Here is a 24470-nt window from a genome sequence, read left to right on the forward strand (position 1 = left end):
CTGGACGGCCCGGTGGAGTGCAGGCGTCACAACCCGTTCGAACCACCTCACCGACCGGCGAGGGCCGGTGAGCTCCTTACAGGGGAATTAGGTGGAGTGGCTCCTGCCCACCCCGAAGGCGTCGGACGGAACCAAGGGCTCGCCCAACCAGCGGTACGGCAACGGCGACATGACCCTGCCGAGCGCGGCAGCGTCCCTGCTGCCCACACCGCCGGCCCGCGACACGGGCACCCCGGAACGCCGACCGGGCAAGGGCCGGCCGACTCCCTCGCCAACGGTGGCTCTGCCGCTCTGGAAGCAATCGGAGCAGACCGGCGATGGGGTGCGTACGCAGCCGCCATCACCCGATGGGAGACGCTCACCCGCCCTGCCCCGGCGCCCACCGACGCGGCCGGACGGCTGCGTGCCGACTTCGTGGAGTGGATGCAGGGCCTCGATGCCGGCTGGGTCACCGCCACCCCGGGGCTCGGCCGCCCCGCTCAGCTCACCGCGCTCGGCAACGGTGTCGTACCCCAACAGGCCGCTCGGGCTGTGCGGTTGCTGGCCCCTCCCTTCCCTCGCTGCCCTCGCTGCATGGCGGCGTAGCGCCCGGCTACCGGGTTTTCCCGGCCGGGCCAAATCGCGGCTTCTCCGGATCCTCTTCCCCATGTCGCCGTCCCACAGATGGAGCACGCCCCGATGTCCGACACCAGCACGACCGCCCCCGGCCCCGAGCCGTTCCGCGTCCCCGACGAGAACCTCGACGACTTGGCCAGCAGCCTCGCCAAGACCATGGCCGAGGTCAGGCAGCACAGCGTCCTCCTCGATCGCCTCGGCTCCGAGCCCACACCCGCCCCCCAACCGACCGACGGCGCTCCGGCAACAGCAGCGGGCTCCGAGCCGGCGGCCGGCCCCACCTCGGTGTTCATCATCGCCCTGGGCGGTGAGGCGTACGCCGTCGAACTCGCCGCCCTCAGTGCCTGGGTGAACCATCTCTTCCTCCCGATCTACGGGCGAGAGATCAGCACGACCCGCCCGTGGTGCGGGCTGTGGCAAGAACACCCCGAAGCCGTGGCCCGGCTGCATGCCCTCTGGCTCGCATGGCAGCAGCTCACCGACGCCGAGGCCGGCCTGTCCGGTCCTTCGACGTGGCACCGCGACCACCTCGACCAGACGCTGGTCCACCTCCGTGCTCCCGACGGTCCGTTCGCCGCGTGCACGACGAGCCCGACCCGGCCCAACCACCGCGTGCTGGCCACCCCCGCGCCCGAGCCGTTGGGGCTGGCGGCATGAGTGACGTACTCAGCCCGGGAAGGTCGATGTGAGCCGCGCCCGCTTCGCCTTCGCCGCGCACCCAGATGCCATCGCTGACCTGCGCGAACTCCCCGACGAGATACGTGATCTGGCGCTGCTGGAGCTGCAGAACCTGGTTCACGGAAGTGACGACTGCCTGCCGTTGAAGGGCCGTCTCGCGGGTTTTCACAAGGTGTACGTCGACCCGTCCGTCTCCTATCGGATGGTCATCCAGTTCCGCCCGGCCCCGCCCACCTCGCACCACAAGCGCGAGGTCTATCTCGTCGCCGCGGGCAGCCGGAAGGAGTACGCGGTCTACCGCACGGCCCACCTGCGCACCGGCTCCCACCAGGACGTCGAGACAGCCTCCGCCGCCGAAGCACGCGTGCAGGCCGCACGCTCCCGCTCTCCCCACGCGGCAAACCAGCCGACGCCCCTCCCAGTGGCGGCGGCCCAGCCCACTGCCACCGCTTCCCGAAAGGCTCCCCACCGATGATCGTCGACCGCGCCCCGCTGACTCGTGCCGAACTGGCGGGCCTGTTCACAGACGCCGCGCAGAGTGTCTCCGGGATCCTCACCGCCGAGTACCCGACGGCTGCCAGCCGCTCCTATCTGCACCCCGTACTGGGTGCGCTGTCGGCCGGACCCAGGGTGATCTGCGAGCTGAACGACCGGCTCGAAGAATTCTTGGCCGCCGAGCCGCGCCCCGCGACGCCGGCGGGTCTGTTCACCCTGGCCTCCTACGCCTCCGCGCTGGGATGGCTCACCGAGTCCCTCGCCGAGCTCACCACCTCGGTCGACCAGATCTGCACCCGCGTCGGCATCCCCACACAGCCACCGGACCCGACCTTCACCACGCTCGACGGCGACGAGCAGGACAGCGAGCTCGACTTCGCCTTCAGCGACCTGGAGTTGACGGAAATCCGTACCGCCGCCAAGGCCGCCCACCTCCCGCCGGGCGACTACGTCGCCGTGCTCTCCGAGTCCCTGCTCGCCATCACCCGGATTACCGACGCCTGCATGGAGATCTCCAGCGGCCTCCTCGACGACGCCACGCACGTCCTCGGCGAAGCGACCGACCACGTCTGGATCAGCGACGGCCCAGGCCACCTGCCCACCCTGGTCCGTTCACTGCTCGCCCGGATGGAAACCGCCGAGTGAGCCCCCACAACCCGTTCCAGAGCCGGTGATTCGGCTCATTTCCACGGCGCCCGTGTGCGGCCGAACGGCCCGTTCCACGGCGTACGCAGGCGCGTAGCCCGTTCCACGGCGTACGCAGGCGCGTCCCCCTCCCCCTTTTCTTCTTCAGGAACTTTCCATGACCTTCAGCTCGGATGATGAGCAGTGGCGCGAGTACCACGTCAGCCCCCGCTACCTCGCCGGATCAACGTTCACCGGTGACCCCGCTCTCCGTCCGCTCCTCGACAGCGGCTGGTTGCTGAACGGCGACGACGTGGGCAACGTGTACGTCAACACCCCTGACCAGCGGGTCCGCCTGGCCTACCTGCCCGAGGGCGACGACGACGCCCTGTGGAAGATCACCGCGTACAGCTCGGACTACGCGACGCCACGCTGGCTGGTCACCTTCCAGAGCGGCACCCCCACCGAGATCGTCGCCGGCTTCACCACGGCGCTCGCCGCCGCCTACGCCGAGGGCCCCGATTCCTACCTCCACCACGGCGACAGCGCCCTGACCGCACTGGATGCCGGCACACCGCTGGCAGCGGCGGGCTGGAGCCACAGCTACAGCCCCGCGAACGTCTACTTCCAGTCGCCCGACCACCTGGCCGAGGTCTACCTGCGCCACAACCACCGTGACCACACCGCCGAGATGCGGGGCCATCAAGAACGCTGGCTCACCCTTGCCGGGCCGCCAGGAAACCAGTGGTACGCCACCGCTTCCTCCTTCACCCCGCAGAGGCTGGTGACCGCGATGAACACCGCCCTCACCGACCCGTCGCCAGTCATCCGTTACGGCTATGACCTGCAACGCCTCTCCCCACAGGCCACCGTGACACCGGTCAAACCGCGTATGCCCACACCCCTGGACATCCGCCGCATCCAGGCAGCCAACTCCCGCTCCACGGTACTGCCGACGACTACCGCAGCTCGTCCCGTAACCCCGTCGCCGCGTTCGCTGCCGGCTCCGCAGGCCGCGCGCTCCGGGTACGCCCGCTGACGAACACGCCCTCTACCCAAACCATTTGGAGCCGCTCATGTCCAACACCACCGCACTCGACCAGGCCACAGCCATGATCGAGAAAGCCTGGAACCGCCCCATCGACGCTCTGGAATCCCTCGCAGTCCGCCGTCCCAGCGACGACCCGCTCCTGCGCTCGGCCATGCGCATCCGCTCGGCCATGGTCATCACCGACAGCGCCGCGACCGTGCACCAGGACCGTCTGCACGCCCTGACCCGCCCCGGCCACGTGCCGGCCTTCTACGACCTGGAACGGATCACCAGCTCAGCGGCAGACCTTCGCGTCGCCAAGGCAGAGAGCAGTACATCCCTGCAGGCCATCAGCCACGTGATCGAAGCCCGCGAAGCCGCCGCGACCACGGCCTCGGCCCCGGCAGTCCGGCTGGCCCAGGCCGCCGTCGCCCGCTCCGGGCACACGCCACGCCCCCTGGGCCAGGTACCCGATCAGCCCGCCCCTTCGGCAGCTGTCGGCCCGCCGGTGGCTGGCACGGGGCAGCGCCGCTGACCGGTCAGGCGAGGTCCTCGTCGCGGTGGGCATCCCCGATGCGGGAGCCCACCGCGCGGGCCAACTCCTCCACCGTCAACTCGACACGGCACCCCTCCGCGATCTGCTCCTCCACCACCGCGCCCTCATCCCAGCGCCCGCACCGCGCACCGACGGCCCACTGGCCGTCGGCGACCATCGCGATGTCGCCGACCGTCCACGGCCGCCCGGCCGCCCGGATCTTGCGCTCCAGCCCGGTTCCGTCCCGGTGCCTGCCCGGCTCCGCCATCCCTGCTCCCCTTCGGTTCCGTGTGACCCGTTGCCGCAACCCAGATACGACAACCGGGTCCGCCGGACCATTCCCGGGACGCTGGCCATCTGCTGCCGGCGGCCAGTTCGCCCACGGCAGACGCCACTTCCCCGGAAAGGACTACGGACTTCGGCTCACCGCATGCCAACGTAGCGGTGTCGGGAAAAACCGCAGGTCAACGAAGGGATCGTCCAACCGTGAACGCCTCCGCCACCCTCCTGCCAGCCGTCATCCACCCCGCCCCGGACGACCGCTGCCGGCTCTCCTCCGACCACTGCGCGGCCCCGGTCCTCGACCTCCTCAACGCCCTCGGCTGGACGGTCGTCGAGACCCCGGAGGCCAACGTCCACGCTACGAGCCCAGTATCTACGTCGGCTGGCTCCCCGAAGATCCCGCCGCCTGGCAACGCGACATCGTCTGGCAGATCCGGGTCCAGCCCGCCGAAGACGCCCCATGGGTTCAGGACTTCGACATCCACGCCCCTTCCGAGGCCGTCGCCGGATTCATCGCCGCCCTCGTCGCCCACCGCTGACCACGTCACCACACCGCACGCTCCGGACAGCACCGCCCAGACAGGAGGTTCCGGCCATGCGCATGCTCCTGGCTACCCGCCCCGGCTACCGCCGCACGTGCGCCTACGCCCGACGAGGCTGCACCTGCTACTACCTACCCGGCGAGTACGGTCGCTGTTCCAAAACCGTCCGCCGCCGTGCCGCCCGGTACGCCGAACGACGCCAGTGGCAGCGCGACTTCGCGGACACCGCATCCGCATGAAGCTTTCACGTCGCTGAACAACCACGGCTCTCCACCACCGCACCCGTGCGATCCGGCATCAAGAAGGGACCGCACGACATGACGCGCGACAAGATGATGACCCGACGCGGGATGCGGCGCTACAACTGCTGCCCGGGCCACAACCCCCCGCTCCTACCACCACGGACGTGAGCGCGCCCGCGAGGACCGCGAATGGCGGCAGGACACCAGACTTGATCTCCCGCACAACGCACGTGGCCCTGTCCGGCTGCCCTGACGCGCAGACGAACCAGCCCTCCCCGCACCCGCCCTTCCCTACCGATCTTGGAGGCCTTCCGTGCCCCGCCACCTGACCGTCGGCCATGTGCTCCGTCAGCTCCAGGAGCTCGACCCCAACCTGCCGATCCGCCTCGCCGTCAACCCCGACTTCCCCTTCGCCCACCACGTGGGAGCCGAGGTCATCGTCCGGGACGGCAAAGCATTCATCGCCGACGACGGCCAGGAGGGCTACCTCCCGGCGGCGGTGGGCGAGGCCCTCAACTGGACATGACCAACCCCATCAACGCCCTGGAGGTCCCTATCTCGTCGCACGTCCTTCCGCTCCACAGCATCGCCGCGCACCCCATGCCGAGCGGTGTACGCGGCGCACTGGTCCAGCGCGTCTCCGTCCCGCCCGACGGGCCGCTCCACGTCACCTGGCTCGCCGCCGAATCCCCGAGGCTCCTTCTCGGGCGCATTCGCCTCCGCTGGGAGCCGGCTTCCCCCACCGGCTGGAACGTCACCGCCCACCTGGGCCTGGCCACCGCCGAGGTACATCTCGCCTCCTGGCCTGCCTCGCCGGACAACTGGCCGCTCCTGGTCCGCCCGACCATCCACGAGGTACTCGGCCTGTGCGCCGCCCTCACGGTGGCGACCGCCGCCCTCGACCTCTCGAACCGCCTCGCCCGGGTCTGACCGGGTCTGACCGGGACCGCAGCGCCTTCCTCCAACTCCGCAGCCAACTCGTCGAGGGGCCGGGCCTCGAAGACCTGACCGGTGCGCTCTCCCTCCAGCGTGCCCCATCGACTGCTACAAGACTCGCAGGGACAGACGGGGCGGCAGTGCATATGCGTGAAGCGCTGTCACGGTCGGCCGGGCGTAAGTCCGGTCGTTCCTTCCGGTCCGCCCCGGGCGACTTCGCCGTGACCCGCCCGACTGTCCGGTCGATGCAGGGGACAAGCCGTTGGCTGGAAGTCTCTGCCCGACATTGCGTCAGATGTGATCTAGGTTACCTTCGGGGGGACTGAATGGAGAACCGTGATGATTCGGGGCTGGGAAGCCGATCCCTCTTCGCCGCTGGTGCGCCGCCTGGGTAAATCCCCCACCGAGCTCGGGACCACGGGCGGCGAGCAGGGATGCCCGGATATCTGGGAACTGGAGAACGGGGACATCGCCGTCGTTGGCCGCGACCTCACCGATTCCTACCTGCCCAACCTTCCTCCGGGGCTCGTCGTCGCCCCGGACGAACGGATCGTCGTAATCCCCCGCAGGACAGCCGCTGCGGCGAAGGTGGACCTTCCCGATGCTTAGCCCACAGGCCGACGGACCAGGTCAGCGCCTCGGACTTGACGACTACACCGAGGACTTCGGTCGCCATTTCTGGCGTTCCGGCCCCGAGGGGTTCTGGAAGCTCGAACGTCAGCAGAGCTTCCGGGAGCCCGGGGTGGAGAGCTGGGAGGCTTTCCACAAGGGGCACTGGGACGAGTCCCTGGCACTGATCGAGGGGCAGCGGGGTCACTACGAGGAGTACCTCCGGCGAATCGCCGGAAGCGGATTCGCCCTCCACCGTGTCCGCTGTGTGGAGGAGCCCATCTCTCCGTACCTCCAGTGGGAACTCCACCTGCTGAACCTGAAGGCCCAGTGCGGGGAGGATACGAGAGTCCTCAGCGGGGACGGCATCCTCCGGTACGAAGCGCAGCACCCGCTTTCGGAGATCGTGGTCCTCGGCTCCTCGGTGATGTACGAGGTGCTTTATGACGACGACGGGAAACTCGCCGGCGGTATCCGCTTCGACGATCCGCACGTCATCTCCCGATGCCGGAAGGCGATCCAGGAGATGCACCAGGCTGGTGAGCCGTTGGACGACTTCTTCAGCCGCCAGGTCGCCCGGCTGCCTCCGCCGACCGTGACCGAGGAGTAGGGCGGAGTAATCCCGCCCGGCACTCGGTGGAGAGTCCGGGATGGGCATGAGAGTTTCGACCGGATGCCGGTTGCACCATAAGGGTTACATATGCGCATTATCCTGATTTCATACTCCGCACAAGGCTTCGCCCTCCTGCACAGCGTGTGCGAGCGGGCCGGACACACTCCCGTCGCTTACCTGCACGCTCGATCGCTGCGGCCGGGCGAGCCGACGCGAAGCGGTGCGGGCGATGCCGTGGGCGAGATCGTCGACGCACTGCCGAACGGGATGGATCTGCTGATTCCGGGCCGGAAGAGTATGTTGCCGCACATCGTCGCGGGATACCAGGCCGATCTCATCGTCTGCTACGGCTTCCCCTGGAAGCTGCCACCGGCGGTACTCCGGTCGACGAACTCGGGTGCCATCAACGTGCATACGTCGATGCTGCCGAAATACCGAGGCCCCATTCCGGTCAACTGGGCGATCAGGAACGGCGACAAGGAAATCGGCGTCAGCATCCACTGGATGGAGAGCGAATTCGACTCCGGCGGGATCCTGGCGCAGGAGGCGGGGATCGCGTTGGGCGACGATGTCGCCCCCCGGTTGTTGTGGGAAGAGGTCGACCGATACATCGAGCGGCTTCTGCCCCGCGCGCTCTCGCTGGCCGTGGCCGGTTCGCCTGGTACACCGCAGGAGGAGAGGTCGGCCACCTACGCAGGGTGGATGGAACCCGAGTTCTCTCAGATCGACTGGAACACCGCCAGGGAAGAGATCCACAACCAGGTGCGCGCCATCAGGTTCGGCAGCTCGGGAAGATCCGGCCCAGTTGCCATGGTGGCTGACCGTCGTCTGCGAGTTCTGCGCACATCGTTGCAGCCGACGGACGGAATCAAGGTGATGTGTGGAGATGGACCCGTGTGGATCACGGAGTCCGTACCGGTGGCGGACTCCGAATCCTGAACGGACACCGAACCACCGCGAGTCAGTTCGGGTCCGGTGACGTTGCCTCCGCCAGGGAACGCCGGTACCGCCCGAGCTTGTCCCGGATCACCATCGTCCACGGGTGCTCCGGACCGAGTACCCGCTCGCGCCATTCCCTGACGACTTCCGCCTGTTCGATGGCTTCCCGGTCCTCGCCGACCGCGTGCAGGACGTTGCTGAGCAGGCTTCGTGCCGCCAGCGTGATGGGGTAGCCGGCTCCGAACCGGCGTTCGTGCGCCGTCAGCGCACGGCGGGCCGACAGCAGTGCTTCGGAGTGCTTTCCGGTGTTGAGCAGCGCTCCCGCGCAGTTGAGGTCGGCCGACAGTGAGATCGGGTGGTCTGGGCCCAGCTCACGGCGACAGTCGGCGACCAAATCCGTTCCTGCCAGTGCCTCACGGTCCAGGTCCGGACCGGGAGGCAGCTCGAGCAGACATGCCCTCGCCTCCAGCGTCAGCGGGTGCCACGGGCCCAACAGCGCGGCCCGGCCGGCAACCGCCCGGTGCATCAACTGCACGGCTTCCGTCACTCGATCGAGCCAGACCAACGGGCGGGACAGATGGAGGCAGGTGGTCAGGGTGTCCAGCGCCTCGGGACCGCAGACTCGTTCGAAGTCGTCGAGCAGCCCGCGGTGGAGATCCGCTGCCTCCTCGAGGCGCCCCAGACGATCGGTCGCCTTCCCGATCCGCTGCCGCAGGCGCAGCACCAGGACGTGATCGTTTCCCAGTCGTCGTCGCACGAGAAGCGTCGCCTGTTCGGCCATGGCCAGCGCAGATGCGTAATCGCCGGAACGATGCTGGGCCGTCACCAGACGCAGGGCGCACGTGGCAGCGGACTCAACGGTGCCAATCGTGGTCTCGGGCCAGGTGATGACGCGGCGAAGCAGCGCCAGGACATGTGGGGCAAGGGGGGTGAGCAGGCTGTCACGCAAGCCGCGTTCCGGGGACGCGGGTAGGGAGTGCAGAAGAAGTCCGGCCGCCGCGGCAGCGAGTTGGTCGCGTTCACCGGCCGGGGTGACGCGCGCGACGCTGTCGAGCAGCACTCCGTGCGTACGCAGGCAGCGGATGTCGCCGGGAACGAGTTCGGTGAGCGAGTGGTCAAGCAGCCCCCGAAGTGCCATTTCCACCCGGTCTGCGGGCAGGGGCAGGTCGAGCCGGACGTTGGCCAGCAGCGACAGAGGCAGCGGGTCGTTCGACCAGCAGGCCAGAAGGCGCAACAGGGTGACAGCCTCGGGCAGGTTCTGCCCGGCCAGGGAGTTCAGCGAAAGCTGCCACGTTCCGCTGACCAGGTGACGCGAGTCGTTGCCCGCGTCGATGGCTCCCTGGTCGATCAGTTCGATGGGATCCGGACGCTCCTGCAGACGACGCCCGTACTCCTCCATCGTCCAGGGGGCGATCACCTGGTGGGCCAGAAACCCGCCGGCCAGAGTCAGGGCGAGCGGCAGGCGGCCGAGGCTGTCAGCAATGGCGGCCGCGTCCTCGGCGGAACCCGTTCCCGGGGCGAGATCACGCAGGACCTGAGCCGCCTCCTCACGCGGCAGGACATCCACGTACAGCAGCTCGGCAGCGGGCCACCAGTGGCCGGCGGCCTGCCGTGTGGTCACGAGGACGGTTCCGCGCGGGCTGGTGCGCAGCCATCCGCCGTCCCGCAGCACCGCTGGGTCATCGGCGTTGTCCAGCACCAACAGCCATGGTGCATCGGACCGGTCGAGATGGTCCCAGACCAAGTCTGCGGCCGCGCGTAAGCCGTTGCGCGCGGCCATCAGCTCACCGTCGCTGGCGCCGCGGTCGGCGGCCACAGCAAGCATCCCGGCCCGCAGGGATGCCTGATCGGAGGCGTTAACCCACAGGCCCAGGCGTCCGCGTTCCCGGGTGGCGTGTTCGAAGAGTGCGCACGCCACCGCCGTCTTTCCGCATCCTCCCAGGCCGTGCAGGACGAACACGGTGCTTCCGGCGTCCTCGGTCACCGCCTCTTTCAGGCGCCCGATGAGTTCGCCGCGATCCCTCAGGATCGCCGGTGCTCGGCCGATGGGCGGATGTCGCACCGAGTCCGGGCCGGCCCAGGCGGCGCCGTGATGGTGGTGCTCGGTGATGTGCTGGTCACCGGAAGACTGGTAGACGCGCCCCTGATCAGTGGCCCGGCCGTCATTGCGGCCGGTCACCGCTGGTCGACGTTCAGGTCGCGGCCGGCCTGGTAGACGCGTGAGCTGCCGGAGGCGGTCGCACGTTGGGTGACGGTCGGGGTGGCGGGTGTGCCGGGGTCGAGTTCGGTCAGCAGGGAGCGCAGTTCCGCCACCAGCTCGGGGTGTGCGACGAGGAGGCGGCGAATGCGGCCCTGCCACTCCGCAGCGATCTCCCGCTCGGCCTCCTCGTCACCACTGCTCTGCGCGCCCAGGAGGTCCCGGCGCGACGTGTCGAGCTGGGCGCCGACTTGCTCCTCGTGGTCCGGCCGGACACGTCGCCACAGACTGACCACGCCGTTCCGCACGCCGTTCCACGTGTCGGTCGCCAGCAGCGCCGCGATCGTCGTCCCGGCGGTGCCCGCCAAAAGGGTGATCTCCGCGTCCATCCTTGCCCTCCCTCAATCCGGCCCGGGTCACAACTCTAGGGAGACGACGCTGTGTCAGTACACCGGACTTTCAGCGACATTTCGCGCCGTCCTCGGCCCACTGCCACGGACCTACCGCTCCCAGTCGTCGGAGTACCCTCCGTATCCGCTCAGGCCGGTACAACCGAAAGTGCTCAGCTTCCTTACCCGAGATGAGGGTGCTCGGCGCAATCGGGAGGCGCCACCGGCGGGGGTTCGGAACACTTCGGCCAGGTGATCGCGATGCAGCCCATCCTGGAGATATACGCACCTGACGGCTTCGACCTCTGCCTGTCGCCGAGTTCGAGTCGTTGACTTTCTGCCTCACAGAGTCGGACTCCGCGACGGCTCCAACGCAATGCTCTACGTGAACCGCACCGGAACTTTCTGGAGATACGTCCGCACGACTTCCCAGCCAGCCTGCTGGCCCTCGGCAAGCGACACGCCGTCCACGGTCTCGATCAGGTGACCAGTCGTCGTACTCATCAGGCTCACTCCTTCGGGGAGATTCACACCTGATTCATGGCACTCCCGCGCAGACGTGAGCCTAAGAGGTGTCCCGTAACTGCTGGTCACGGATGAGATGATCTTGGTGTGGCTGGTGTGATCACGGCGTCAGAGCCGTCATGGATACGTCCGTTCACCGGGCTGAGCCCGCGCTGCTTCGGCAAGTTGGTGACCGCGGTGCAGCGCGAGAGTGCAGCCGAACCACGGACGAACCGTCCGTGGGGCCTGTCGCTTGAGGACCGTATTCTCCTGGTCGCGGCCTACTGGCGCACCAACTTGACCATGCGCCAACTGGCCCTGTTGTTCGGGATTTCGAAGTCGGCGGCCGACCGGATCATCGACCACATCGGCCCTCTGCTGGCCTTGCCGCCCCGACGCCGGTTCGCGAGGGGCACTGTGCTGATCGTGGACGGGACGTTGGTGTCCACCCGAGACCACGCGGTGGCCGAGCAGTCGAAGAACTATCGGTACTCCACCAATCACCAGGTCGTCATCGATGCCGACACCCGCCTGGTCGTTGTGGTCGGACGGCCGCTGCCGGGCAACCGGAACGACTGCAAGGCGTGGGAGGAATCGGGGGCCAAGACAGCGGTCGGCCGGACGACCGTGATAGCTGATGGCGGCTATCCAGGGACCGGATTGATCATGCCGCACCGCCGCACCCAGGGCGAGGAACTGCCCGGCTGGAAGCGGGAGCACAACCGCTCACACAAGCAGGTCCGTGCACGAGTGGAGCACGTCTTTGCCCGGATGAAAACCTGGAAAATCCTCCGCGACTGCCGGCTCAAGGGCGACGGTGTCCACCACGCCATGCGCGGCATCGCCCGACTGCACAATCTCAACCTTGCTGGATAGGACCATGGCCGAACTCAGGCAGGTCCCTCACCCGCGTCCGCCAGCGGGGTGCGGCGTGTGCCGCGGCCACTGCGCGCCCACCTGTTCCACCACAGCGGCCCGGAACGCTTCCAAAAGGACGCATCCGGGATACGTCCCAAACGCTCCGTACTTCCAGCGGTAGTAGCACGACCAGTAGCTCACCACGCGCCGCTCCGTGCGCGCGAAGAAGGCCGGATTCCGAGCGATGAACTCCCCGTAGACGCGGCGCTGGGCCGAGCCCGGGACCGCGAGTCCGGGAAGACCCCGGCCGATCGCCTCGATGATCTCCAGCACGTATTCGCCGGCCAACTGCACCACGAACGGGACCACCCACGGCTCGCCCGACGCCACAATCTGCTCAAGGTGCCGCTGGCGGACCCGGCCATCACTGTGCCGGGAGTACAGGCAGTGCAAAATCACCTGCTGAGTTCCGGCCAGGGGCCGCTCCGAGTCGGCGCTCGGCTCCTCGTTGTAGATGCGCGACGGGATGGCGACGGTCTCGCCCTGCACCTCGACCTCGAAGGGCATCATCGGCGCGAGCCTGGCCTCCGGCATGACCGCCAGGACACTCTGCACGTCACCGGCAAGACGGGTCGGAAACGCTGCCACCAGGGCATAGGCGACGTTCGACGGATCCCGAGGCAGTTGCACAACAGGAGGATAAGCGGCGAACCTCTCGGTCTCTCAACCGCCCGCCTCAACGTTGCGAGAAAGCCCTTAGTCCAGGTAGGTGCCGGCGAAGGTCCCGTCGAAGCCGAGCGCGGCGAGACCGTGCTTGATGCTGGGGTAGGTGGTCCCGTCTGGGATGTCTATCAGGGCGTCGAAGTCGGCGCGGCTGATCTCGGGTTCGAGCCACTGGTTGCTGCAGCGGCAGACGATCCAGACGTTGCGGCCGTGGTTGATGAGCAGCCAGTCTCGTCGGGCGTTGCAGGCTGTGCACATCGCCGGGATTCCGCGAAGTGCCAGTTCGCGTGGGTGGTTGAGGCAGCGTGTCACGCCGGGGCCGGTGGGTGGCTGTGTCTCGTACTCGTGTTGCAGCAGTGGATCGGTTCCGGTGGGAGGGGTGGGCTGCACGGGTGTTGTCGGCTCTGTGGGGCGGTGGGTGGTTCTGAGCACGAGTTTCATCTTCCGGTCGGGGTCCTTCTGTTTTCATCCATAGCGGCTGGTGGGGTCGGTTGTCCATGGGTTTCGTGGTCTCCGGCGGGCCGGAGACCGGACTCTGATCAGCGGCGCGGTGGGCGGTTGCGGGGGTCGGAGGCTGCGGGGCGGGCTGCTGCCGTGGGCGCCATTCGGTTGATGGTGTGGTTGGTCGCGGTCTTGGGTCGGATCGTGCTGGCCTGCGGGCGGCGGGTCGCTTCGCCCGGGTGCGCGGGGAGATGGGCGAGACGGCGCATGCGCCAGACCAGGACGTCGTCCACGTCCTCGGCGGTGTCGAGTTCGCGCATGTCGATGGCCTGCTGGAGAAGGGCCTTGGGGTCGTGGCCCGCCTGCTCGGCCTGGGCGAGGGTGGCGGCCAGGGCATCGGTCTTCGTCGACGAGCTGTCTGCTCGCAGCCCCTGTTCCGGCAGGGCTGCACGGATGGTGGCCTCGTGGGTTCGGCGTTCGGCTTCGGGCAGGGCGCGACCTTGGTCACGCAGTGCCCGCATGGGCGTGGCGGCAGTCTGGCGGTAGGCGGCTCGTAGGTGCTCGGCGGCCTGTCGGGAGGCGTGGGCCTGCTGGGCGTGGCCACGTGCGGAGTGCCAGCGGGCGGCGGCGATGGTGACCAGGATCAGGGTGGAGACGAGCATGGCGGTGGTGCCGCCGTCCTCGCCTCGGCCGAGTGCGCTGCCGGCCCGGATGATGCCCCGGGCCGCCGTGCGGATCGCCTGAGTGTCGGCGTGCTCCGCTCGGACGTGACTGCGGGTGGCACGCTCGAAGGCCCTAGCGGCTGCGCCCAGTTCGGCGCGGGTGGCGGCCGGGGAGGTCTGGGCGACCGCGTCCAGGAGTTCTCCGACGCCGACGAGCTGGGCTGCGGCTTCGTCGTCGTCGCTGTCGAGGAGGACGGCGGCACGCTCGGCGATCCCGGTGGCGCTCCGTCGCTCTCGGGCGGGCGGGGACCAGTCGGGTCGGCCGTCGGCGGTCGAAGGCGTTGTCCGCTCGGCGGTACCGTCGGCCAGCCGGAGGCGGATCTTGGGGAGCGACAGGTCGGGGGCCAGTTTGGAGCCGGGGTACCAGACCGGTTCGCCGTGGCGGTTGCGGTCGCCGGGCAGGGCCACGTTGTAGCCGAGCGCGTCACCGGACGGGGCGTGGCGCATTTTCACGCGCAGGCCCGCCTCGTGGAGCCGGGTGAAGAACTCCTTCTCGTCGTCCGCTCCCGCGACGGCCTGGCGGACGGCTTCGCGCAGGGTCTCGCGGGAGGTCTCGGGGCGGCCGGTGCGTTCGGCCTTGAACTTCTCGGCGCTGGTGGGGTTTTTCGCTGCGGTGCCGTCACCGGCGTTCAGACGGCGCAGGCCCATCTCCTTCTCGATGCGGCGGCAGGTGGCCTGGGCCTTGTTGAAGTCGTAGTTGAGGCGGGGGTTGCGCAGGTCGCCTCGGACCAGGGTGGCGACGATGTGGATGTGGTCTTCCGCGTGGCGGACGGCGATCCACCGGCAGCCGTCGGTATCACCGTCCGGGGCGATGCCGGTGGCGTGGACGATGCGTTGGGCGACGGAGTTCCACTCCTCGTCGGAGAGCCGCCGGTCGCCGGGGGCGGTCCGGACCGAGCAGTGCCACACGTGCTTGGCGGGTGCGCGGTCGCCGGCCTGCTTGACCCTGAGGTCGAGGGCGGCGGTGAGTCGGGCGAGGGTGACTTTCGGATCAGGGTCGGGGCTGGTGTCGCGGCCGGGGTCGGGGGCGAAGCCGTCCCAGGAGCCGACGAGGTGCGCGTCGGTGTGCTCCTCGCGCCTGCCGGGGCCATAGAGGTAAATGAGGAGTCCGTGGGTGCGGGAGCCGCGTCCGATGTCGGGAACCATCACAGCCGCCTGGTCACCAGGTCGTTCGCCGCGTCGTCGAGGCTGCCGAGACACCGGGTCAGAACACCCAGCGCGTGGTCGAGTTCGCCGGGGCGGGGCTGCCCGCCGGCGTTGTGGACGTAGGCGATCTGGTTGATGTTGTTGCCGATCCGGGCCAGGGCGGTACGCAGCGCGGCCAGCTCGTCGATGGCTGCGTCGAGCTGTTCGTTGGTGTGCAGGGCGGTCGAACCGCGGGCGGCGGCGAGGCCGGCTGCGGCGAGGAATCGGGCGACGGTGACGCCGCGCTGCGCGGCGGCGGCAACGATCTCGGCTTTCTCGTCGTCGGAAAGGCGGGTGGTCGTCTTGCGGGTGCGCTCGCTCGGGTTGCGGCTGCGGCGGCGCGGTTTGCGGTCGGGGAACGCGGGAGTACTGGGGCGTGGCTGCTCGCGGTCGTCGGTGTCGTCTGCTTCTCCCCCGGTGACCGGCGCCCCCTGGTGCCGGTTGCCCGGCTGGTTCCCGAGCGCCCTCGCTCGGGAACCAGCCGGGCTTCCCCCGCCCTCCTGGGCGGGGGCAAGTGCGTACGACGGGCCGTAGGACCGTCGTACGCGATAGCTTGCTCCGCCAGGAGTCGCCGTGGGATCACGCTGCTGTCCAGACCTGGGGACCGCCGGGTCGTTGGCGCTCACCGGGTCGTCTCCGGGTTCTGCTGCCGGATTTCGCGGACGAGTTCCTCGATCCAGTCCATCGCGAGAACCGGGTGGTGCAGGGTCCAGGGGCGGGTGTGCGGGGTTCGTTGCACAGTCCAGGTGTTGTCGGGGGCGGACTTGGCGTGGTGGAGGTGGCCGTGCTGGTGCAGGACGGCCAGCCAGGAGTCGACCTCGGCGGGGGTGGCCGGGCGGGTGCGCATGAGGTGCTCTCCGCTTCGCTTCGGAAGGGTGCGGGGGTACGTATCCGGGGCGGGTGACCTGCCGGGGTGTCCGGCTCGGTCACCCGCTTCGGGCTGCCCGGTCAGTTCCGGGTGGAGGTGACCGGCTGTCCGTGCTGCGCGCGGAGCTGGGCCATCAGGACGGTCAGCGTGTCGCTGGAGAGCGGGATCTGCTGACCGCGGATCGCCTGGGCGACCACCTTGCGGGTCAGCTTGTCCTCGGCCCTGACCGCTGACCGGGCGATCTTCAGCAGCTCCTCGGTGTCCGGGTCAGGCCGCCGGTCACCGGCTGTCCGGGGGCCCCGGTCAGTGACCGGGTGCGGAGTGACCGGCCCCCGGTGACCGGTGACCGGCTCGGTGTCGACCGGTCGGTCAGTGACCTGCGGTGTGGTGTCCGGCTGTCCGGGCAGGTCAGCGGCCTGGTGCGGCTGACCGTGCTGACCGGTGACCGGGTCACCGCTGTCCGCCGGGGCGCTGTCCCCGGTCAGTGACCGAGGGATCGGGGTCGGCTTGTCCGGGGACGGGTGCGGCCGGTCGGTCAGGGCAGTGACCGACTGTCCGGCGCTGACCTGACCGGCCTGCGACTCCGGCTGACCGACCCGGTCAGTCCAGTCGGCCCGGGTGACCTCGACGCCCTCGGGCCGGTCAGCCTGACCGCGGTGACCGGAGTGACCGGAGAGACCGACCTGACCGGGGTGACCGAGGTCCTCGCGGTCACTGTCCTTGACCGGGCCTCGGGCGATGAGGATGTAGAGGTGGACAGCCCCGGCCAGGGCGAGCGGTGCGATGGTGGACAGCACCGCGACCACCGTGTCCCCGAGCCGCAGACCGGTGACCGCACCCACCTCCTCGTTGAGCCTGACCGCGTGCAGCGCGTTGGCCCAGATGCTGGCGGCCGTCGCCGTACCGAAGAGCGTCCAGACATAGAGCCGGGCGCGCAGGGGTGCGTCGCGCAGGACCAGGAGGGCCCGGACGCCGTAGGCGATGAAGCCGTCGATCACGAGCGGGAAGAGGTAGGTCAGGAATCCGCGGATGTGGATGGCGACGGCCATCTGCTGGAGGGCGTCGTACGACAGGGCGCATCCTGCGCCGCCCAGGGCGATGACGACCGCGCGGTCCCAGCCGGTGATGTGCGCCGCCTTCGGCATGCTCGCGGTACTCACGCCGCCGTCCCGAAGTCGTCGCGGCCCAGGCGCTCTCCGTCGGTCTCGGGGGGCGGGGTGGTATTCGTGGCTGGCTCCAGGTCACGGTGTACGAGCGCCCGGCGGGTCTCGCGGTACAGCTTCTGGGCGTGCTCCTCGGTGATCTTCAGGAGCCAGGCCAGGCGCTGCTCGGTCACGCCGTGGCGGTAGGCGGCCTGGACGACCGCGCGGCGCTCTGCCTTGGTGAGGTGGACGTCGCGACCGGCGATGGTGGCGTTGACGCGGCTGTAGTCGAGGCGGTGGGCGAGCTTCTCGTGCAGCGGCCCGCGCTCCTCCTCGGTCAGCCCGCCCCAGATGCCGTGAGTCTCGCGGCCTTCCAGGGCGGCGTCCAGGCAGGCGCGGCGGACCGGGCACTGGCCGCACAGCGACTTCGCGACGGTGATCTTGGCGGTCTCGTCGGGCTCGGGGAAGAAGATTTCGGGGTCCACCGGGTTGTACTCGGTGGACTGGCAGACGGCCTGGTCCTGCCATGTGTGGTCGCCGAGGAGGCGGTGGCGGGCAGGGCTGATCGTCGTGGTGGTCATGCGGGTTGCTCCGATCGCTCTCCGCGCGCAGGGGCGTCGGCGGAGGGGTGCGCTGGGTCGAGGAGGTGCGTGGGGCGGCGCGCTGAGGGCGTGGCCCGGTGGGGCGGCCTGCGGTGGGTCAGGCTGCGGTGCGGTGGCGTCTGCGGTCGACCGGCTCGAACTCGACCCGGGTGGTCATCTGCGCGAGCCTGCTGGTGACGCGGTCGCCGAGGTAGGCCCGGAGGTCCTTGATCGCCAGGTTGGTGGTGATCAGGGTCGGGAGCATGTGGTTGTAGCGGCGGTTGATCAGCCGGTACGTCACTTCCTCGACCCACTCGGACGTCTTGGCCGCGCCGAGGTCGTCGATGATCAGCAGGGGGCAGCGGCTGACGGCCGCCAGCTCCCGCTCGCTGTCGCCCCCGGGGCGGGGGCGCAGGTCGGCGTACAGGTCTGCGGCGGTGGTCGCGCGCCAGCGCACGCCGACTCCGCTCTGCACCAGCCGCCGGACCGCGCCGTACGCCTGGTGCGTCTTGCCCGCGCCGACGACCCCGGCCATCAGCAGGCTGGGTCCGGTGGCGACCTGCCGCCGGGCCCCCCGGCTGGGGGCGGTGGCCGCCTCGGCGACGTCCCGGGCCCAGGCCAGGACCTGGGGGTGGTCGGCGACCGCACCCTGGTAGCGCGGGGGCATTCCGGCCGACAGGGCGTCCAGCGGGGAGAAGAGCTCGGGGTCGTCGGCCAGTTCGGCGACGGTGGCCGGGTCGATGTTGCGGGCGGCCAGGATCCGGGCCATCCGGTCCAGGGTGCCCTCGCTGCCGAGGGTCTGCGGTTCGCGGGTACGGGTGCGCATCACAGCTCCTCGACGTAGGCAGTAGCAGCGTTGGCCGGGTTGGTCCACGCCTGGTGGGCGGGCATGCCAGGCCGGATTCCCGGCCGCGCCAATCCGCCGGGGCGGGCGTTCATGGCCTCGTTGACCATGCTGGTCAGCACGCTCGGGTGCTTGGGGTTGGCCGCGAAGTTCCGCAGCCCGGCCCGGATGTGCTCCGGGGCGATGCCCTCGCCCAGGAGCTTCTTGGTGATCCGCCCGAGGTGACCGATCACGTCGCTGGGCGGGCGCTCGTCGCAGGCAGCGATGTACTCGCCGACGAGCTGGTTGGCCGAGACGGTGGCTGCGGGCGCTGTACGCCCCGTAGGGAAATACGATCCAGGATCCAAGATCCTAGGTCCAGGCGCCGAGCCTTCCCCGAGGCTTCGGGGAAGGTTCGGCGAACCCTCGGCGAATGCGTCCTGACCTGCACTTTTCGCGTCCGTGCGGCTAGGGGTGCCGGCCATGCCGTCGAAGGCGTCCTGCTGGGCGGCGGGAGCCTGGTCGGCGTGGCCGCGAGGCGTCGCGGCCGGCTGCGCGGGCAGATCGAGTGCTCGGGGAACGTTCGGCGAAGCCTCGGCGAGCCCTCGGGGAGGGGTGGGCGACTTCTCGGTCCGCTTGGTGCAGGTGCCCTTGCAGGGGGCGCACCGGTCGGCACCGTGGTGCTGCGGGCAGGAGGGCAGGCGGGACTGGCTCGGCTTGTCGATCTTCTGGTGCTCAAACCAGGTCACGATGTGCAGGTAGCGGCGGCCGTCGCAGCCGGTGTACCGGCAGATCAGGCCAGCGTTCGCAAGCTGATGAAGGTCGTCTTCGACATGAACCGAGGTGTGCTCGGCGCGCAGAGGCCAGAGCAGCCCGGCGATGATCGCCGCGTTGTCGCGGTGGCGGCCGTGGTCGTCGGCCTGCGTGAGCAGTCCGAAGAAGGTCCGCTCGGCCTCGACGCTCACTTCGGCGAGCGACTCGGAGACGAACGCCTCCGGCTTGATGGTTCGTATCCGCGCCATGTCAGCGGCCCCGACCAGCGGCGATCAGGTCGCCGCGGGTGAGGGGCGCGTCGGCGAGGTCGAAGGCGTACGACCGGTTCCAGTCCGTTTCCGGCCGTCCCTCCTGAAGCCGGCGGACTGCGGCTCCAGCGGTCGCCCGGCCCAGCTGCAACGTCTCCCCAGCCTCGTCATTGACGATGGCGTGGGACACCAAGCGCCACTCGCGATCCGCGACGTCCGGCGGGGCACTCGCCCACTCCTCTGCGGACAGCAGCATGCAATACTCCCTTGCTTGGACGGTGAGTGGCCGTTCTCGTGCAAAAGCCCGGCCGCTCTCCGATGTATGAATCCGCCCCTCTCGGGGTTCACGGCGCCTGGGAGTTACCAGCTCCTGGGCGCCGTTTCTCGTCTCTGTCTGCTGGGACGCAGAGCTTGTGGGTGACCCACCCATCTCGCCCGCCCTGCCCGCCACCCCGTTTCCATGAGTCGATGACCGTGCGACGACACTAGACCAGCAAATATGATCACCGTCAACCAGGGAAAATGGCGACACTGGGGTATCGTTCTCATCAGTCACACTGCACGAATCGCCGAACAGGGAAGGAGGCATGGTGAGCGACGGAACCCCCGAGGGGAAGCGCACCCTCGCCAGCAAGCTCGACTACCTGTTCGAGGCGGTGCGCCCTCGCGGCCGAGCCGCTTACACGCACGAAGAGGTCGCGACCGAGATCGCCAAACGGGGAGGACCCACCGTCTCCGCCAGCTACATCTGGAGCCTGCGGACCGGCAAGAAGGACAACCCGACCATGCGCCACCTGGAAGCCCTCGCGGACTTCTTCGGCGTACCCCCCTCATACTTCTTCTCCGCTGAGGACTCGGAACGCGTCGAGTCCGAACTGGCACTCCTCACCGCATTCCGCGACGCCGAGGTTCGGGGCGTCGCCCTGAGATCCTCCGGGCTCTCATCGGAGACCCTTCAAACGATCCGCGGCTTCGTAGAGAGAGCGCGCGCCCTGGAGGGGCTCAGCGACGAGGACTGAGCAGCATGCCGCATCCCGGCAAGCGCGTTCGATATCTCACGTGAGGTCAAAGCAGTTGGCGGCCTCGCACGTAGACACACAAGGATCCGCTCATGAATCGCGGGACCTTCGACGGAACCCTGCCCGGCATCCAGGAAGCCTGGATGCCGCCACCTCAACGCCGATGGTCACCCGTGCAGGAACGCGCCCGCAACGCCCGCCGCGAAACGACAGGGGCACCAACGAGCGCCGGCCGCAGGCCATGAGAGGCGACGGCGCGCGGATCGCCACGGCTCGGCGACCGGGTACCCGATAGCGATGGCCGATTTCGTCGTACACGTCCGCGGCCACAAGCCCCTTCAGCTCGTTCGGCAGTAACGCCGACCGCCACATCGCCACAAGGCGCAAGGCACAAGCGGGTTCAAAAGAGGGCCCCTTGAGATCAGGCAGGAACGAAAGGGCGGAAGCGAACCCCACAGGTTGCCATCCGACCCACTCACTGCTGGGCGTTCGCCCATCCCCATCTCCCCCGTAGAGCAAAAAGACACCCCTGCCAGGACAAAAGAACCTTCAGGGAAGCCCAGGGGATGACCCACTTGAATCCAGGGTGACGTTCGTCACCAATTTGATGCGCAACCCACGTTCGCTCACAACGACCGCCCCTTGTGGTCGTTTGATCCAATTTGACCACATGATCAATTGACCAACAGTCACTTGATCATGAAATTGATTGCAGATTCATCTAGTTTCGCGATTGAGTGCACCGTATATCCGTTAACGTTGCAAGTGCGGGGGACGCACCATTTATTGCACCGACTCACGTTGAGTACGGGCCAAAAGAAACCTGCGGAGGCGCCTTGTCTTTGCGTAGTCGTCGTGAATCCGCCGGCCGCGCACCCCGAAGCCGGGAGCGTTGCGAGGATCTGGTTCAGTCCCTCGAAATCCAGGCCCCCTTCGACGTGGAGGCCCTGTGCAGGAGCATCGCCGAACAGCGCGGACGTCCTCTCTATCTACACAACACACCTGGCGTTACCGGTACAGACATTCCATGCGGCGCCTGGCTTGCAACAGAAAAGGCCGACCACATCTTTCACGAACAGTCGACCAGCCCACTGCACCGGACGCACATCATCCTGCACGAGTTGGGCCACATGCTTCTGGGACACCAGTCCGCTCTGGACGACAGCGGAACGGGAATCGGCGCAGCCCTGTTCCCGGACCTGTCGCCGGCCATGGTGACGAGCCTTATGAAGCGGGCCAATTACAACACCGAAGATGAGCGAAGCGCCGAATACCTGGCAGGGCTCATCGCCTCCAAGGCAGACCTGGCCACGAAGAAAAACCGCGACCGAGAGTCCGTCCTTCAGAGGCTCGACGACGCCCTGAGCGATACCTGAGAAATTCCCATGATCTTCCTCGTTCCGGCAGTCCTCCTATGGGCTGTTGCCCTGTGGCGAGCGCCCGCCGCCATGCGCGACAAGCGTAAGCGTCCGTTGTGGAGTGCGTTCATCGCTCTCGCGATTGCCATGACAATCAAACCGGTCGACATAGCCTCCGCACTCGACGAAGCCCTCGGCGTTCACAATGTCGCAACTCTCTGTAAGCACCTGGCTGGAATCCTGGCCGCCTATTCGGTCCTGACGTTCGTTCACGACATGGCCGACGAACGCAGTCCTGAACTACCCAGCTCCAGACAGCACGTCGCCGTCCCTGTGACGGCCGCCGCGTGCCTTGCCGTGCTGTTCCTCTCAGCTCCGCGACCGCGGGAGGCGGAGGACATTCTGACCGAGTACGCCACGGACTGGCGTATCGCGCTCTACGGCCTCATCTGGTGCGCGTTCCTGGCAACAGCTCTGCTCAGTGCCACACGCCTCTGCCGACAGTGGGGACGCCACCCTGACGCAGGCCTACTGGGGCGTGGACTGCAGCTGACCGGCATCGGCACAGCGATCGGCATGGTCTACGCCGCGCACCGCGTAGTCGCCCTCGCCCTTCGGTTCTTCGGAGTGGACGCGCTCTCTCCCGAGGCGGACAGCACGATCAGCAACGCTCTCCTCTTCAGCGCGTTGCTGTTCATCATCGCCGGGAGCACTTTGCCCGTTGGACGCCGTCTGGGCGCCTGGTACCCCACGCATCGCGATCTCGTACTGTTGCGCCCCCTCTGGTTCGACCTCACCAGCGTGGCACCCACAGTTCGCTACGAAGCGCCACGAGGCCGTATCCCCGAAGCCCTCGACGTCCGACGTAGTCGGGACCGGCTCTACCGCCGGGGAATCGAGATCCGCGATGCGGTACTCGCGCTCGGATCCCACGCACCTACGAGTCTCCGTGAAGAAGCCCACGCTTACGTCGCACAGCAAGGGCTCGTCGGCGCCCAAGCAGCCGTCACCGCCGAGGCGTGTTGGGTACTTACCGCACGGCTCAACCACACCGCCGGTAATCATTCCGCTTCCGGAGGCATCGTTCCACCCGCCAGCGGCGGCCCAGATCTCCGCACCGAGATCCAGGCTCTGAAGCAGCTGTCCACGGCCTACCGGTCCGACCTGGTACGTGACTTCGCCCTATCCAACCGTCAGGACTTTCGATGAGCACTCCCCATCCGCCTGTACGCCTGGCCCGGGTCATAACCGACGCCCTGGCTCCGGCCTATCTCGTGATAGCCATCCTGCTCGTTGTCGGCTGGCACAGCACCGATGACTGGGCGGGGCTCGGCTGGGGGCTTCTGGCCGCACTCTTCTGCGGAGGTATCCCCTTCGCCGTCATCCTGCTCGGCGTCAAGCTCGGTCACTGGACCGACAAGCACGTCAAAGTGCGGAGTCAGCGCGCGATTCCCCTGAGTGCCACCATGGCCTCGGTCCTTTTGGGCATCACCCTGCTCGCGGTGTTCGACGCACCCCGCGAGGTCTTCGCCCTCGTCACGGCCATGCTCGTGGGCCTTGCCGCGACCATGGCGGTCACGGTCTGGTGGAAAGTCTCCGTACACACCGCCGTCGCAGGCGGTGTCGTAGTCATCCTCATCCAGGTCTACGGTCTCGTTCTGTGTCCGTTGGTGCTTGCTGTGGCCGCCATCGGCTGGTCGCGCGTTGCCCTACGCGACCACACGACGGCCCAGACGATCGCGGGCGCCGCCCTGGGGGCGGCAGCGGCGGCAGTCACGTTCGGGCTCCTTCGGTGAGGCCGCCCAGCTACTTCGCCCCGCCCTCACAAGCCCTCGGCACGGCTCCGTGAGCAGCTGATTCGCGCGGCGCGCTGAGGCAGCTATGCGATGGCTCGCGCGAGATCCTCTGGTGTATCGACCGCCATGGCGTTGTCCGTAACGGAGAGCATCAGGGCTGTGCAGCCGTGTCCGACGAAAGCAGCGTTCCGCTCCCTCGGCACGCTCTGGACGCATCGGCACGCGCCTGGCTGGCGGACGCGATCAAGGCAGTAGCTCCAGAGCATCCGTGGCGGCGGCAGCTACTGGCGGTGGGCAGTATTGGTTCCTGCCGAGTGCGCCAAGTGGGCAGTCACGTTGAGTGACTGCTTCCATGGCGGCATCAACGGGTCGGCTGTGCCGACGCCCAGGCCAGTAAGATCGGCGGCTGTTCGATGATGGTGGGGGCAAGGTATGGGCGTTGTTGGGGCTGGCTTTTCTTTGACCAGCGATGATGACGACAGCGACTTCGGGGGCAATATGACGCTCTATCAGGCTTCACGGCCCTTGATCGAGAAGATCGACGCAACGACCTGAGCCGACCAGCCTGCTGGCTCCTTCGTGATACCGGCGCGTCACTCTCACCAACCGCCGCATCCAGCATCCCGATGACTACTCTGTCCGGGGTGTCGCCCGCCTCCCGCAACCCACTGTCCTACACAAGGATGAGCCCGGCTTTGCGCG

Annotated in this window: 32 protein-coding genes; 18 read left to right on the forward strand and 14 right to left on the reverse strand. The window is 68.4% G+C overall.

The window, feature by feature from the left end; translation table 11 throughout:
- The 6 genes from ACZ7IB_RS39165 to ACZ7IB_RS39190 all read left to right on the forward strand — a co-directional run.
- The coding region (locus tag ACZ7IB_RS39165; protein WP_470919315.1) for a hypothetical protein at window positions 1-585 on the forward strand (585 nt) is incomplete at its 5' end.
- Window positions 586-678: 93 nt separating this feature from the next.
- On the forward strand, window positions 679-1272 hold the full coding sequence (locus ACZ7IB_RS39170; RefSeq protein WP_470919316.1) for a DUF4913 domain-containing protein: 594 nt from the start codon (window positions 679-681) through the stop codon (window positions 1270-1272).
- Between the two features lie 28 nt (window positions 1273-1300).
- On the forward strand, window positions 1301-1768 hold the full coding sequence (locus tag ACZ7IB_RS39175; RefSeq protein ID WP_470919318.1) for a hypothetical protein: 468 nt from the start codon (window positions 1301-1303) through the stop codon (window positions 1766-1768).
- Window positions 1765-2433, forward strand: a complete 669-nt coding sequence (locus ACZ7IB_RS39180; protein WP_470919319.1) for a hypothetical protein — start codon at window positions 1765-1767, stop codon at window positions 2431-2433. Before ACZ7IB_RS39175 ends, ACZ7IB_RS39180 begins: the two co-directional genes overlap by 4 nt.
- A gap of 157 nt (window positions 2434-2590) precedes the next feature.
- On the forward strand, window positions 2591-3451 hold the full coding sequence (locus ACZ7IB_RS39185; protein WP_470919321.1) for an SPDY domain-containing protein: 861 nt from the start codon (window positions 2591-2593) through the stop codon (window positions 3449-3451).
- Between the two features lie 37 nt (window positions 3452-3488).
- On the forward strand, window positions 3489-3977 hold the full coding sequence (locus tag ACZ7IB_RS39190; RefSeq protein WP_470919322.1) for a hypothetical protein: 489 nt from the start codon (window positions 3489-3491) through the stop codon (window positions 3975-3977).
- Between the two features lie 4 nt (window positions 3978-3981).
- On the opposite strand, the gene ACZ7IB_RS39195 is transcribed toward ACZ7IB_RS39190, so the two are convergent.
- Entirely contained in the window at window positions 3982-4245 is a 264-nt protein-coding gene (locus ACZ7IB_RS39195; protein ID WP_470919323.1) for a hypothetical protein, read from the reverse strand.
- Here ACZ7IB_RS39195 and ACZ7IB_RS39200 point away from each other — a divergent pair.
- The 7 genes from ACZ7IB_RS39200 to ACZ7IB_RS39230 all read left to right on the forward strand — a co-directional run bounded on the left by ACZ7IB_RS39200 (window position 4160) and on the right by ACZ7IB_RS39230 (window position 8140).
- Window positions 4160-4798, forward strand: a complete 639-nt coding sequence (locus ACZ7IB_RS39200; protein ID WP_470919324.1) for an SPDY domain-containing protein — start codon at window positions 4160-4162, stop codon at window positions 4796-4798. The genes ACZ7IB_RS39195 and ACZ7IB_RS39200 overlap by 86 nt on opposite strands.
- A 56-nt stretch (window positions 4799-4854) precedes the next feature.
- Window positions 4855-5040: a hypothetical protein gene (locus ACZ7IB_RS39205; protein WP_470919326.1), complete on the forward strand. Its 186-nt coding sequence runs from the start codon at window positions 4855-4857 to the stop codon at window positions 5038-5040.
- A 316-nt stretch (window positions 5041-5356) separates the two neighbouring features.
- Window positions 5357-5569 (forward strand): hypothetical protein, encoded by a 213-nt coding sequence (locus tag ACZ7IB_RS39210; protein ID WP_266412455.1) that lies wholly within the window; start codon window positions 5357-5359, stop codon window positions 5567-5569.
- The gene (locus ACZ7IB_RS39215) at window positions 5566-5973 is read left to right on the forward strand and encodes an esterase (RefSeq protein WP_470919328.1); all 408 of its coding nucleotides are present in this window, start codon (window positions 5566-5568) and stop codon (window positions 5971-5973) included. The genes ACZ7IB_RS39210 and ACZ7IB_RS39215 overlap by 4 nt, the downstream gene beginning before the upstream one ends.
- A gap of 345 nt (window positions 5974-6318) precedes the next feature.
- Window positions 6319-6588, forward strand: a complete 270-nt coding sequence (locus ACZ7IB_RS39220; RefSeq protein WP_359112839.1) for a hypothetical protein — start codon at window positions 6319-6321, stop codon at window positions 6586-6588.
- Complete coding sequence (locus ACZ7IB_RS39225) at window positions 6581-7198, forward strand: DUF6879 family protein (protein WP_470919330.1); 618 nt, start codon at window positions 6581-6583, stop codon at window positions 7196-7198. Before ACZ7IB_RS39220 ends, ACZ7IB_RS39225 begins: the two co-directional genes overlap by 8 nt.
- 90 nt (window positions 7199-7288) lie before the next feature.
- Entirely contained in the window at window positions 7289-8140 is an 852-nt protein-coding gene (locus ACZ7IB_RS39230) for a methionyl-tRNA formyltransferase (protein ID WP_470919331.1), read from the forward strand.
- A 22-nt stretch (window positions 8141-8162) separates the two neighbouring features.
- On the opposite strand, the gene ACZ7IB_RS39235 is transcribed toward ACZ7IB_RS39230, so the two are convergent.
- The 3 genes from ACZ7IB_RS39235 to ACZ7IB_RS39245 form a co-directional block, all read right to left on the reverse strand.
- Entirely contained in the window at window positions 8163-10319 is a 2157-nt protein-coding gene (locus ACZ7IB_RS39235; RefSeq protein WP_470919333.1) for a tetratricopeptide repeat protein, read from the reverse strand.
- The gene (locus ACZ7IB_RS39240) at window positions 10316-10726 is read right to left on the reverse strand and encodes a hypothetical protein (RefSeq protein ID WP_028442939.1); all 411 of its coding nucleotides are present in this window, start codon (window positions 10724-10726) and stop codon (window positions 10316-10318) included. The genes ACZ7IB_RS39235 and ACZ7IB_RS39240 overlap by 4 nt, the downstream gene beginning before the upstream one ends.
- 381 nt (window positions 10727-11107) lie before the next feature.
- Entirely contained in the window at window positions 11108-11230 is a 123-nt protein-coding gene (locus tag ACZ7IB_RS39245) for a hypothetical protein (RefSeq protein WP_470919335.1), read from the reverse strand.
- A 108-nt stretch (window positions 11231-11338) separates the two neighbouring features.
- Between ACZ7IB_RS39245 and ACZ7IB_RS39250 the strand changes: the two genes are divergently transcribed.
- Window positions 11339-12106, forward strand: coding sequence for a transposase (locus ACZ7IB_RS39250; protein WP_470919337.1), 768 nt, complete (start codon window positions 11339-11341; stop codon window positions 12104-12106).
- Between the two features lie 27 nt (window positions 12107-12133).
- On the opposite strand, the gene ACZ7IB_RS39255 is transcribed toward ACZ7IB_RS39250, so the two are convergent.
- From ACZ7IB_RS39255 to ACZ7IB_RS39300, 10 genes are all read right to left on the reverse strand, one after another.
- Window positions 12134-12778 (reverse strand): hypothetical protein, encoded by a 645-nt coding sequence (locus ACZ7IB_RS39255; protein ID WP_470919339.1) that lies wholly within the window; start codon window positions 12776-12778, stop codon window positions 12134-12136.
- A 66-nt stretch (window positions 12779-12844) separates the two neighbouring features.
- Complete coding sequence (locus tag ACZ7IB_RS39260; protein ID WP_470919341.1) at window positions 12845-13252, reverse strand: hypothetical protein; 408 nt, start codon at window positions 13250-13252, stop codon at window positions 12845-12847.
- A 98-nt stretch (window positions 13253-13350) separates the two neighbouring features.
- Window positions 13351-15120, reverse strand: a complete 1770-nt coding sequence (locus ACZ7IB_RS39265) for a relaxase/mobilization nuclease domain-containing protein (protein ID WP_470919342.1) — start codon at window positions 15118-15120, stop codon at window positions 13351-13353.
- Window positions 15120-15785 carry a plasmid mobilization protein gene (locus ACZ7IB_RS39270; RefSeq protein WP_470919344.1) on the reverse strand — a complete coding sequence of 222 codons (666 nt, stop codon included), beginning with the start codon at window positions 15783-15785 and terminating at the stop codon, window positions 15120-15122. Before ACZ7IB_RS39270 ends, ACZ7IB_RS39265 begins: the two co-directional genes overlap by 1 nt.
- Window positions 15782-16006: a hypothetical protein gene (locus ACZ7IB_RS39275; protein WP_470919345.1), complete on the reverse strand. Its 225-nt coding sequence runs from the start codon at window positions 16004-16006 to the stop codon at window positions 15782-15784. The genes ACZ7IB_RS39270 and ACZ7IB_RS39275 overlap by 4 nt, the downstream gene beginning before the upstream one ends.
- Window positions 16007-16107: 101 nt before the next feature.
- Window positions 16108-17187 carry a DUF2637 domain-containing protein gene (locus ACZ7IB_RS39280; RefSeq protein ID WP_470919346.1) on the reverse strand — a complete coding sequence of 360 codons (1080 nt, stop codon included), beginning with the start codon at window positions 17185-17187 and terminating at the stop codon, window positions 16108-16110.
- On the reverse strand, window positions 17184-17750 hold the full coding sequence (locus tag ACZ7IB_RS39285; protein ID WP_470919347.1) for a WhiB family transcriptional regulator: 567 nt from the start codon (window positions 17748-17750) through the stop codon (window positions 17184-17186). Before ACZ7IB_RS39285 ends, ACZ7IB_RS39280 begins: the two co-directional genes overlap by 4 nt.
- 118 nt (window positions 17751-17868) lie before the next feature.
- The gene (locus ACZ7IB_RS39290; protein WP_470919349.1) at window positions 17869-18576 is read right to left on the reverse strand and encodes an ATP-binding protein; all 708 of its coding nucleotides are present in this window, start codon (window positions 18574-18576) and stop codon (window positions 17869-17871) included.
- Complete coding sequence (locus tag ACZ7IB_RS39295) at window positions 18576-19595, reverse strand: hypothetical protein (protein ID WP_470919350.1); 1020 nt, start codon at window positions 19593-19595, stop codon at window positions 18576-18578. The genes ACZ7IB_RS39290 and ACZ7IB_RS39295 overlap by 1 nt, the downstream gene beginning before the upstream one ends.
- Window position 19596: 1 nt before the next feature.
- On the reverse strand, window positions 19597-19851 hold the full coding sequence (locus ACZ7IB_RS39300) for a hypothetical protein (RefSeq protein WP_470919352.1): 255 nt from the start codon (window positions 19849-19851) through the stop codon (window positions 19597-19599).
- Between the two features lie 331 nt (window positions 19852-20182).
- Here ACZ7IB_RS39300 and ACZ7IB_RS39305 point away from each other — a divergent pair, with 331 nt between their 5' ends.
- The 4 genes from ACZ7IB_RS39305 to ACZ7IB_RS39320 all read left to right on the forward strand — a co-directional run bounded on the left by ACZ7IB_RS39305 (window position 20183) and on the right by ACZ7IB_RS39320 (window position 23768).
- Window positions 20183-20614, forward strand: coding sequence for a helix-turn-helix domain-containing protein (locus ACZ7IB_RS39305; protein ID WP_470919354.1), 432 nt, complete (start codon window positions 20183-20185; stop codon window positions 20612-20614).
- Between the two features lie 836 nt (window positions 20615-21450).
- On the forward strand, window positions 21451-21990 hold the full coding sequence (locus ACZ7IB_RS39310) for a hypothetical protein (RefSeq protein ID WP_470919356.1): 540 nt from the start codon (window positions 21451-21453) through the stop codon (window positions 21988-21990).
- Window positions 21991-21999: 9 nt separating this feature from the next.
- A complete protein-coding gene (locus ACZ7IB_RS39315; RefSeq protein WP_470919357.1) occupies window positions 22000-23181 on the forward strand; it encodes an MAB_1171c family putative transporter in 1182 nt (393 codons plus the stop codon).
- Window positions 23178-23768, forward strand: a complete 591-nt coding sequence (locus tag ACZ7IB_RS39320) for a hypothetical protein (protein WP_470919358.1) — start codon at window positions 23178-23180, stop codon at window positions 23766-23768. The genes ACZ7IB_RS39315 and ACZ7IB_RS39320 overlap by 4 nt, the downstream gene beginning before the upstream one ends.
- Window positions 23769-24470 lie beyond the last annotated feature (702 nt).

Source organism: Streptomyces sp. NPDC037301, from assembly GCF_055602785.1.

What these genes read in the sequence shown, in the direction of transcription:
- ACZ7IB_RS39170 (WP_470919316.1), top strand. Translation starts at nt 679, where the DNA reads ATGTCCGACACCAGCACGACCGCCCCCGGCCCCGAGCCGTTCCGCGTC.
- ACZ7IB_RS39180 (WP_470919319.1), top strand. Translation starts at nt 1,765, where the DNA reads ATGATCGTCGACCGCGCCCCGCTGACTCGTGCCGAACTGGCGGGCCTG.
- ACZ7IB_RS39185 (WP_470919321.1), top strand. Translation starts at nt 2,591, where the DNA reads ATGACCTTCAGCTCGGATGATGAGCAGTGGCGCGAGTACCACGTCAGC.
- ACZ7IB_RS39190 (WP_470919322.1), top strand. Translation starts at nt 3,489, where the DNA reads ATGTCCAACACCACCGCACTCGACCAGGCCACAGCCATGATCGAGAAA.
- ACZ7IB_RS39200 (WP_470919324.1), top strand. Translation starts at nt 4,160, where the DNA reads ATGTCGCCGACCGTCCACGGCCGCCCGGCCGCCCGGATCTTGCGCTCC.
- ACZ7IB_RS39195 (WP_470919323.1), bottom strand. Translation starts at nt 4,245, where the DNA reads ATGGCGGAGCCGGGCAGGCACCGGGACGGAACCGGGCTGGAGCGCAAG.
- ACZ7IB_RS39205 (WP_470919326.1), top strand. Translation starts at nt 4,855, where the DNA reads ATGCGCATGCTCCTGGCTACCCGCCCCGGCTACCGCCGCACGTGCGCC.
- ACZ7IB_RS39215 (WP_470919328.1), top strand. Translation starts at nt 5,566, where the DNA reads ATGACCAACCCCATCAACGCCCTGGAGGTCCCTATCTCGTCGCACGTC.
- ACZ7IB_RS39220 (WP_359112839.1), top strand. Translation starts at nt 6,319, where the DNA reads ATGATTCGGGGCTGGGAAGCCGATCCCTCTTCGCCGCTGGTGCGCCGC.
- ACZ7IB_RS39225 (WP_470919330.1), top strand. Translation starts at nt 6,581, where the DNA reads ATGCTTAGCCCACAGGCCGACGGACCAGGTCAGCGCCTCGGACTTGAC.
- ACZ7IB_RS39230 (WP_470919331.1), top strand. Translation starts at nt 7,289, where the DNA reads ATGCGCATTATCCTGATTTCATACTCCGCACAAGGCTTCGCCCTCCTG.
- ACZ7IB_RS39240 (WP_028442939.1), bottom strand. Translation starts at nt 10,726, where the DNA reads ATGGACGCGGAGATCACCCTTTTGGCGGGCACCGCCGGGACGACGATC.
- ACZ7IB_RS39245 (WP_470919335.1), bottom strand. Translation starts at nt 11,230, where the DNA reads ATGAGTACGACGACTGGTCACCTGATCGAGACCGTGGACGGCGTGTCG.
- ACZ7IB_RS39260 (WP_470919341.1), bottom strand. Translation starts at nt 13,252, where the DNA reads ATGAAACTCGTGCTCAGAACCACCCACCGCCCCACAGAGCCGACAACA.
- ACZ7IB_RS39265 (WP_470919342.1), bottom strand. Translation starts at nt 15,120, where the DNA reads ATGGTTCCCGACATCGGACGCGGCTCCCGCACCCACGGACTCCTCATT.
- ACZ7IB_RS39275 (WP_470919345.1), bottom strand. Translation starts at nt 16,006, where the DNA reads ATGCGCACCCGCCCGGCCACCCCCGCCGAGGTCGACTCCTGGCTGGCC.
- ACZ7IB_RS39285 (WP_470919347.1), bottom strand. Translation starts at nt 17,750, where the DNA reads ATGACCACCACGACGATCAGCCCTGCCCGCCACCGCCTCCTCGGCGAC.
- ACZ7IB_RS39290 (WP_470919349.1), bottom strand. Translation starts at nt 18,576, where the DNA reads ATGCGCACCCGTACCCGCGAACCGCAGACCCTCGGCAGCGAGGGCACC.
- ACZ7IB_RS39295 (WP_470919350.1), bottom strand. Translation starts at nt 19,595, where the DNA reads ATGGCGCGGATACGAACCATCAAGCCGGAGGCGTTCGTCTCCGAGTCG.
- ACZ7IB_RS39300 (WP_470919352.1), bottom strand. Translation starts at nt 19,851, where the DNA reads ATGCTGCTGTCCGCAGAGGAGTGGGCGAGTGCCCCGCCGGACGTCGCG.
- ACZ7IB_RS39305 (WP_470919354.1), top strand. Translation starts at nt 20,183, where the DNA reads ATGGTGAGCGACGGAACCCCCGAGGGGAAGCGCACCCTCGCCAGCAAG.
- ACZ7IB_RS39315 (WP_470919357.1), top strand. Translation starts at nt 22,000, where the DNA reads ATGATCTTCCTCGTTCCGGCAGTCCTCCTATGGGCTGTTGCCCTGTGG.
- ACZ7IB_RS39320 (WP_470919358.1), top strand. Translation starts at nt 23,178, where the DNA reads ATGAGCACTCCCCATCCGCCTGTACGCCTGGCCCGGGTCATAACCGAC.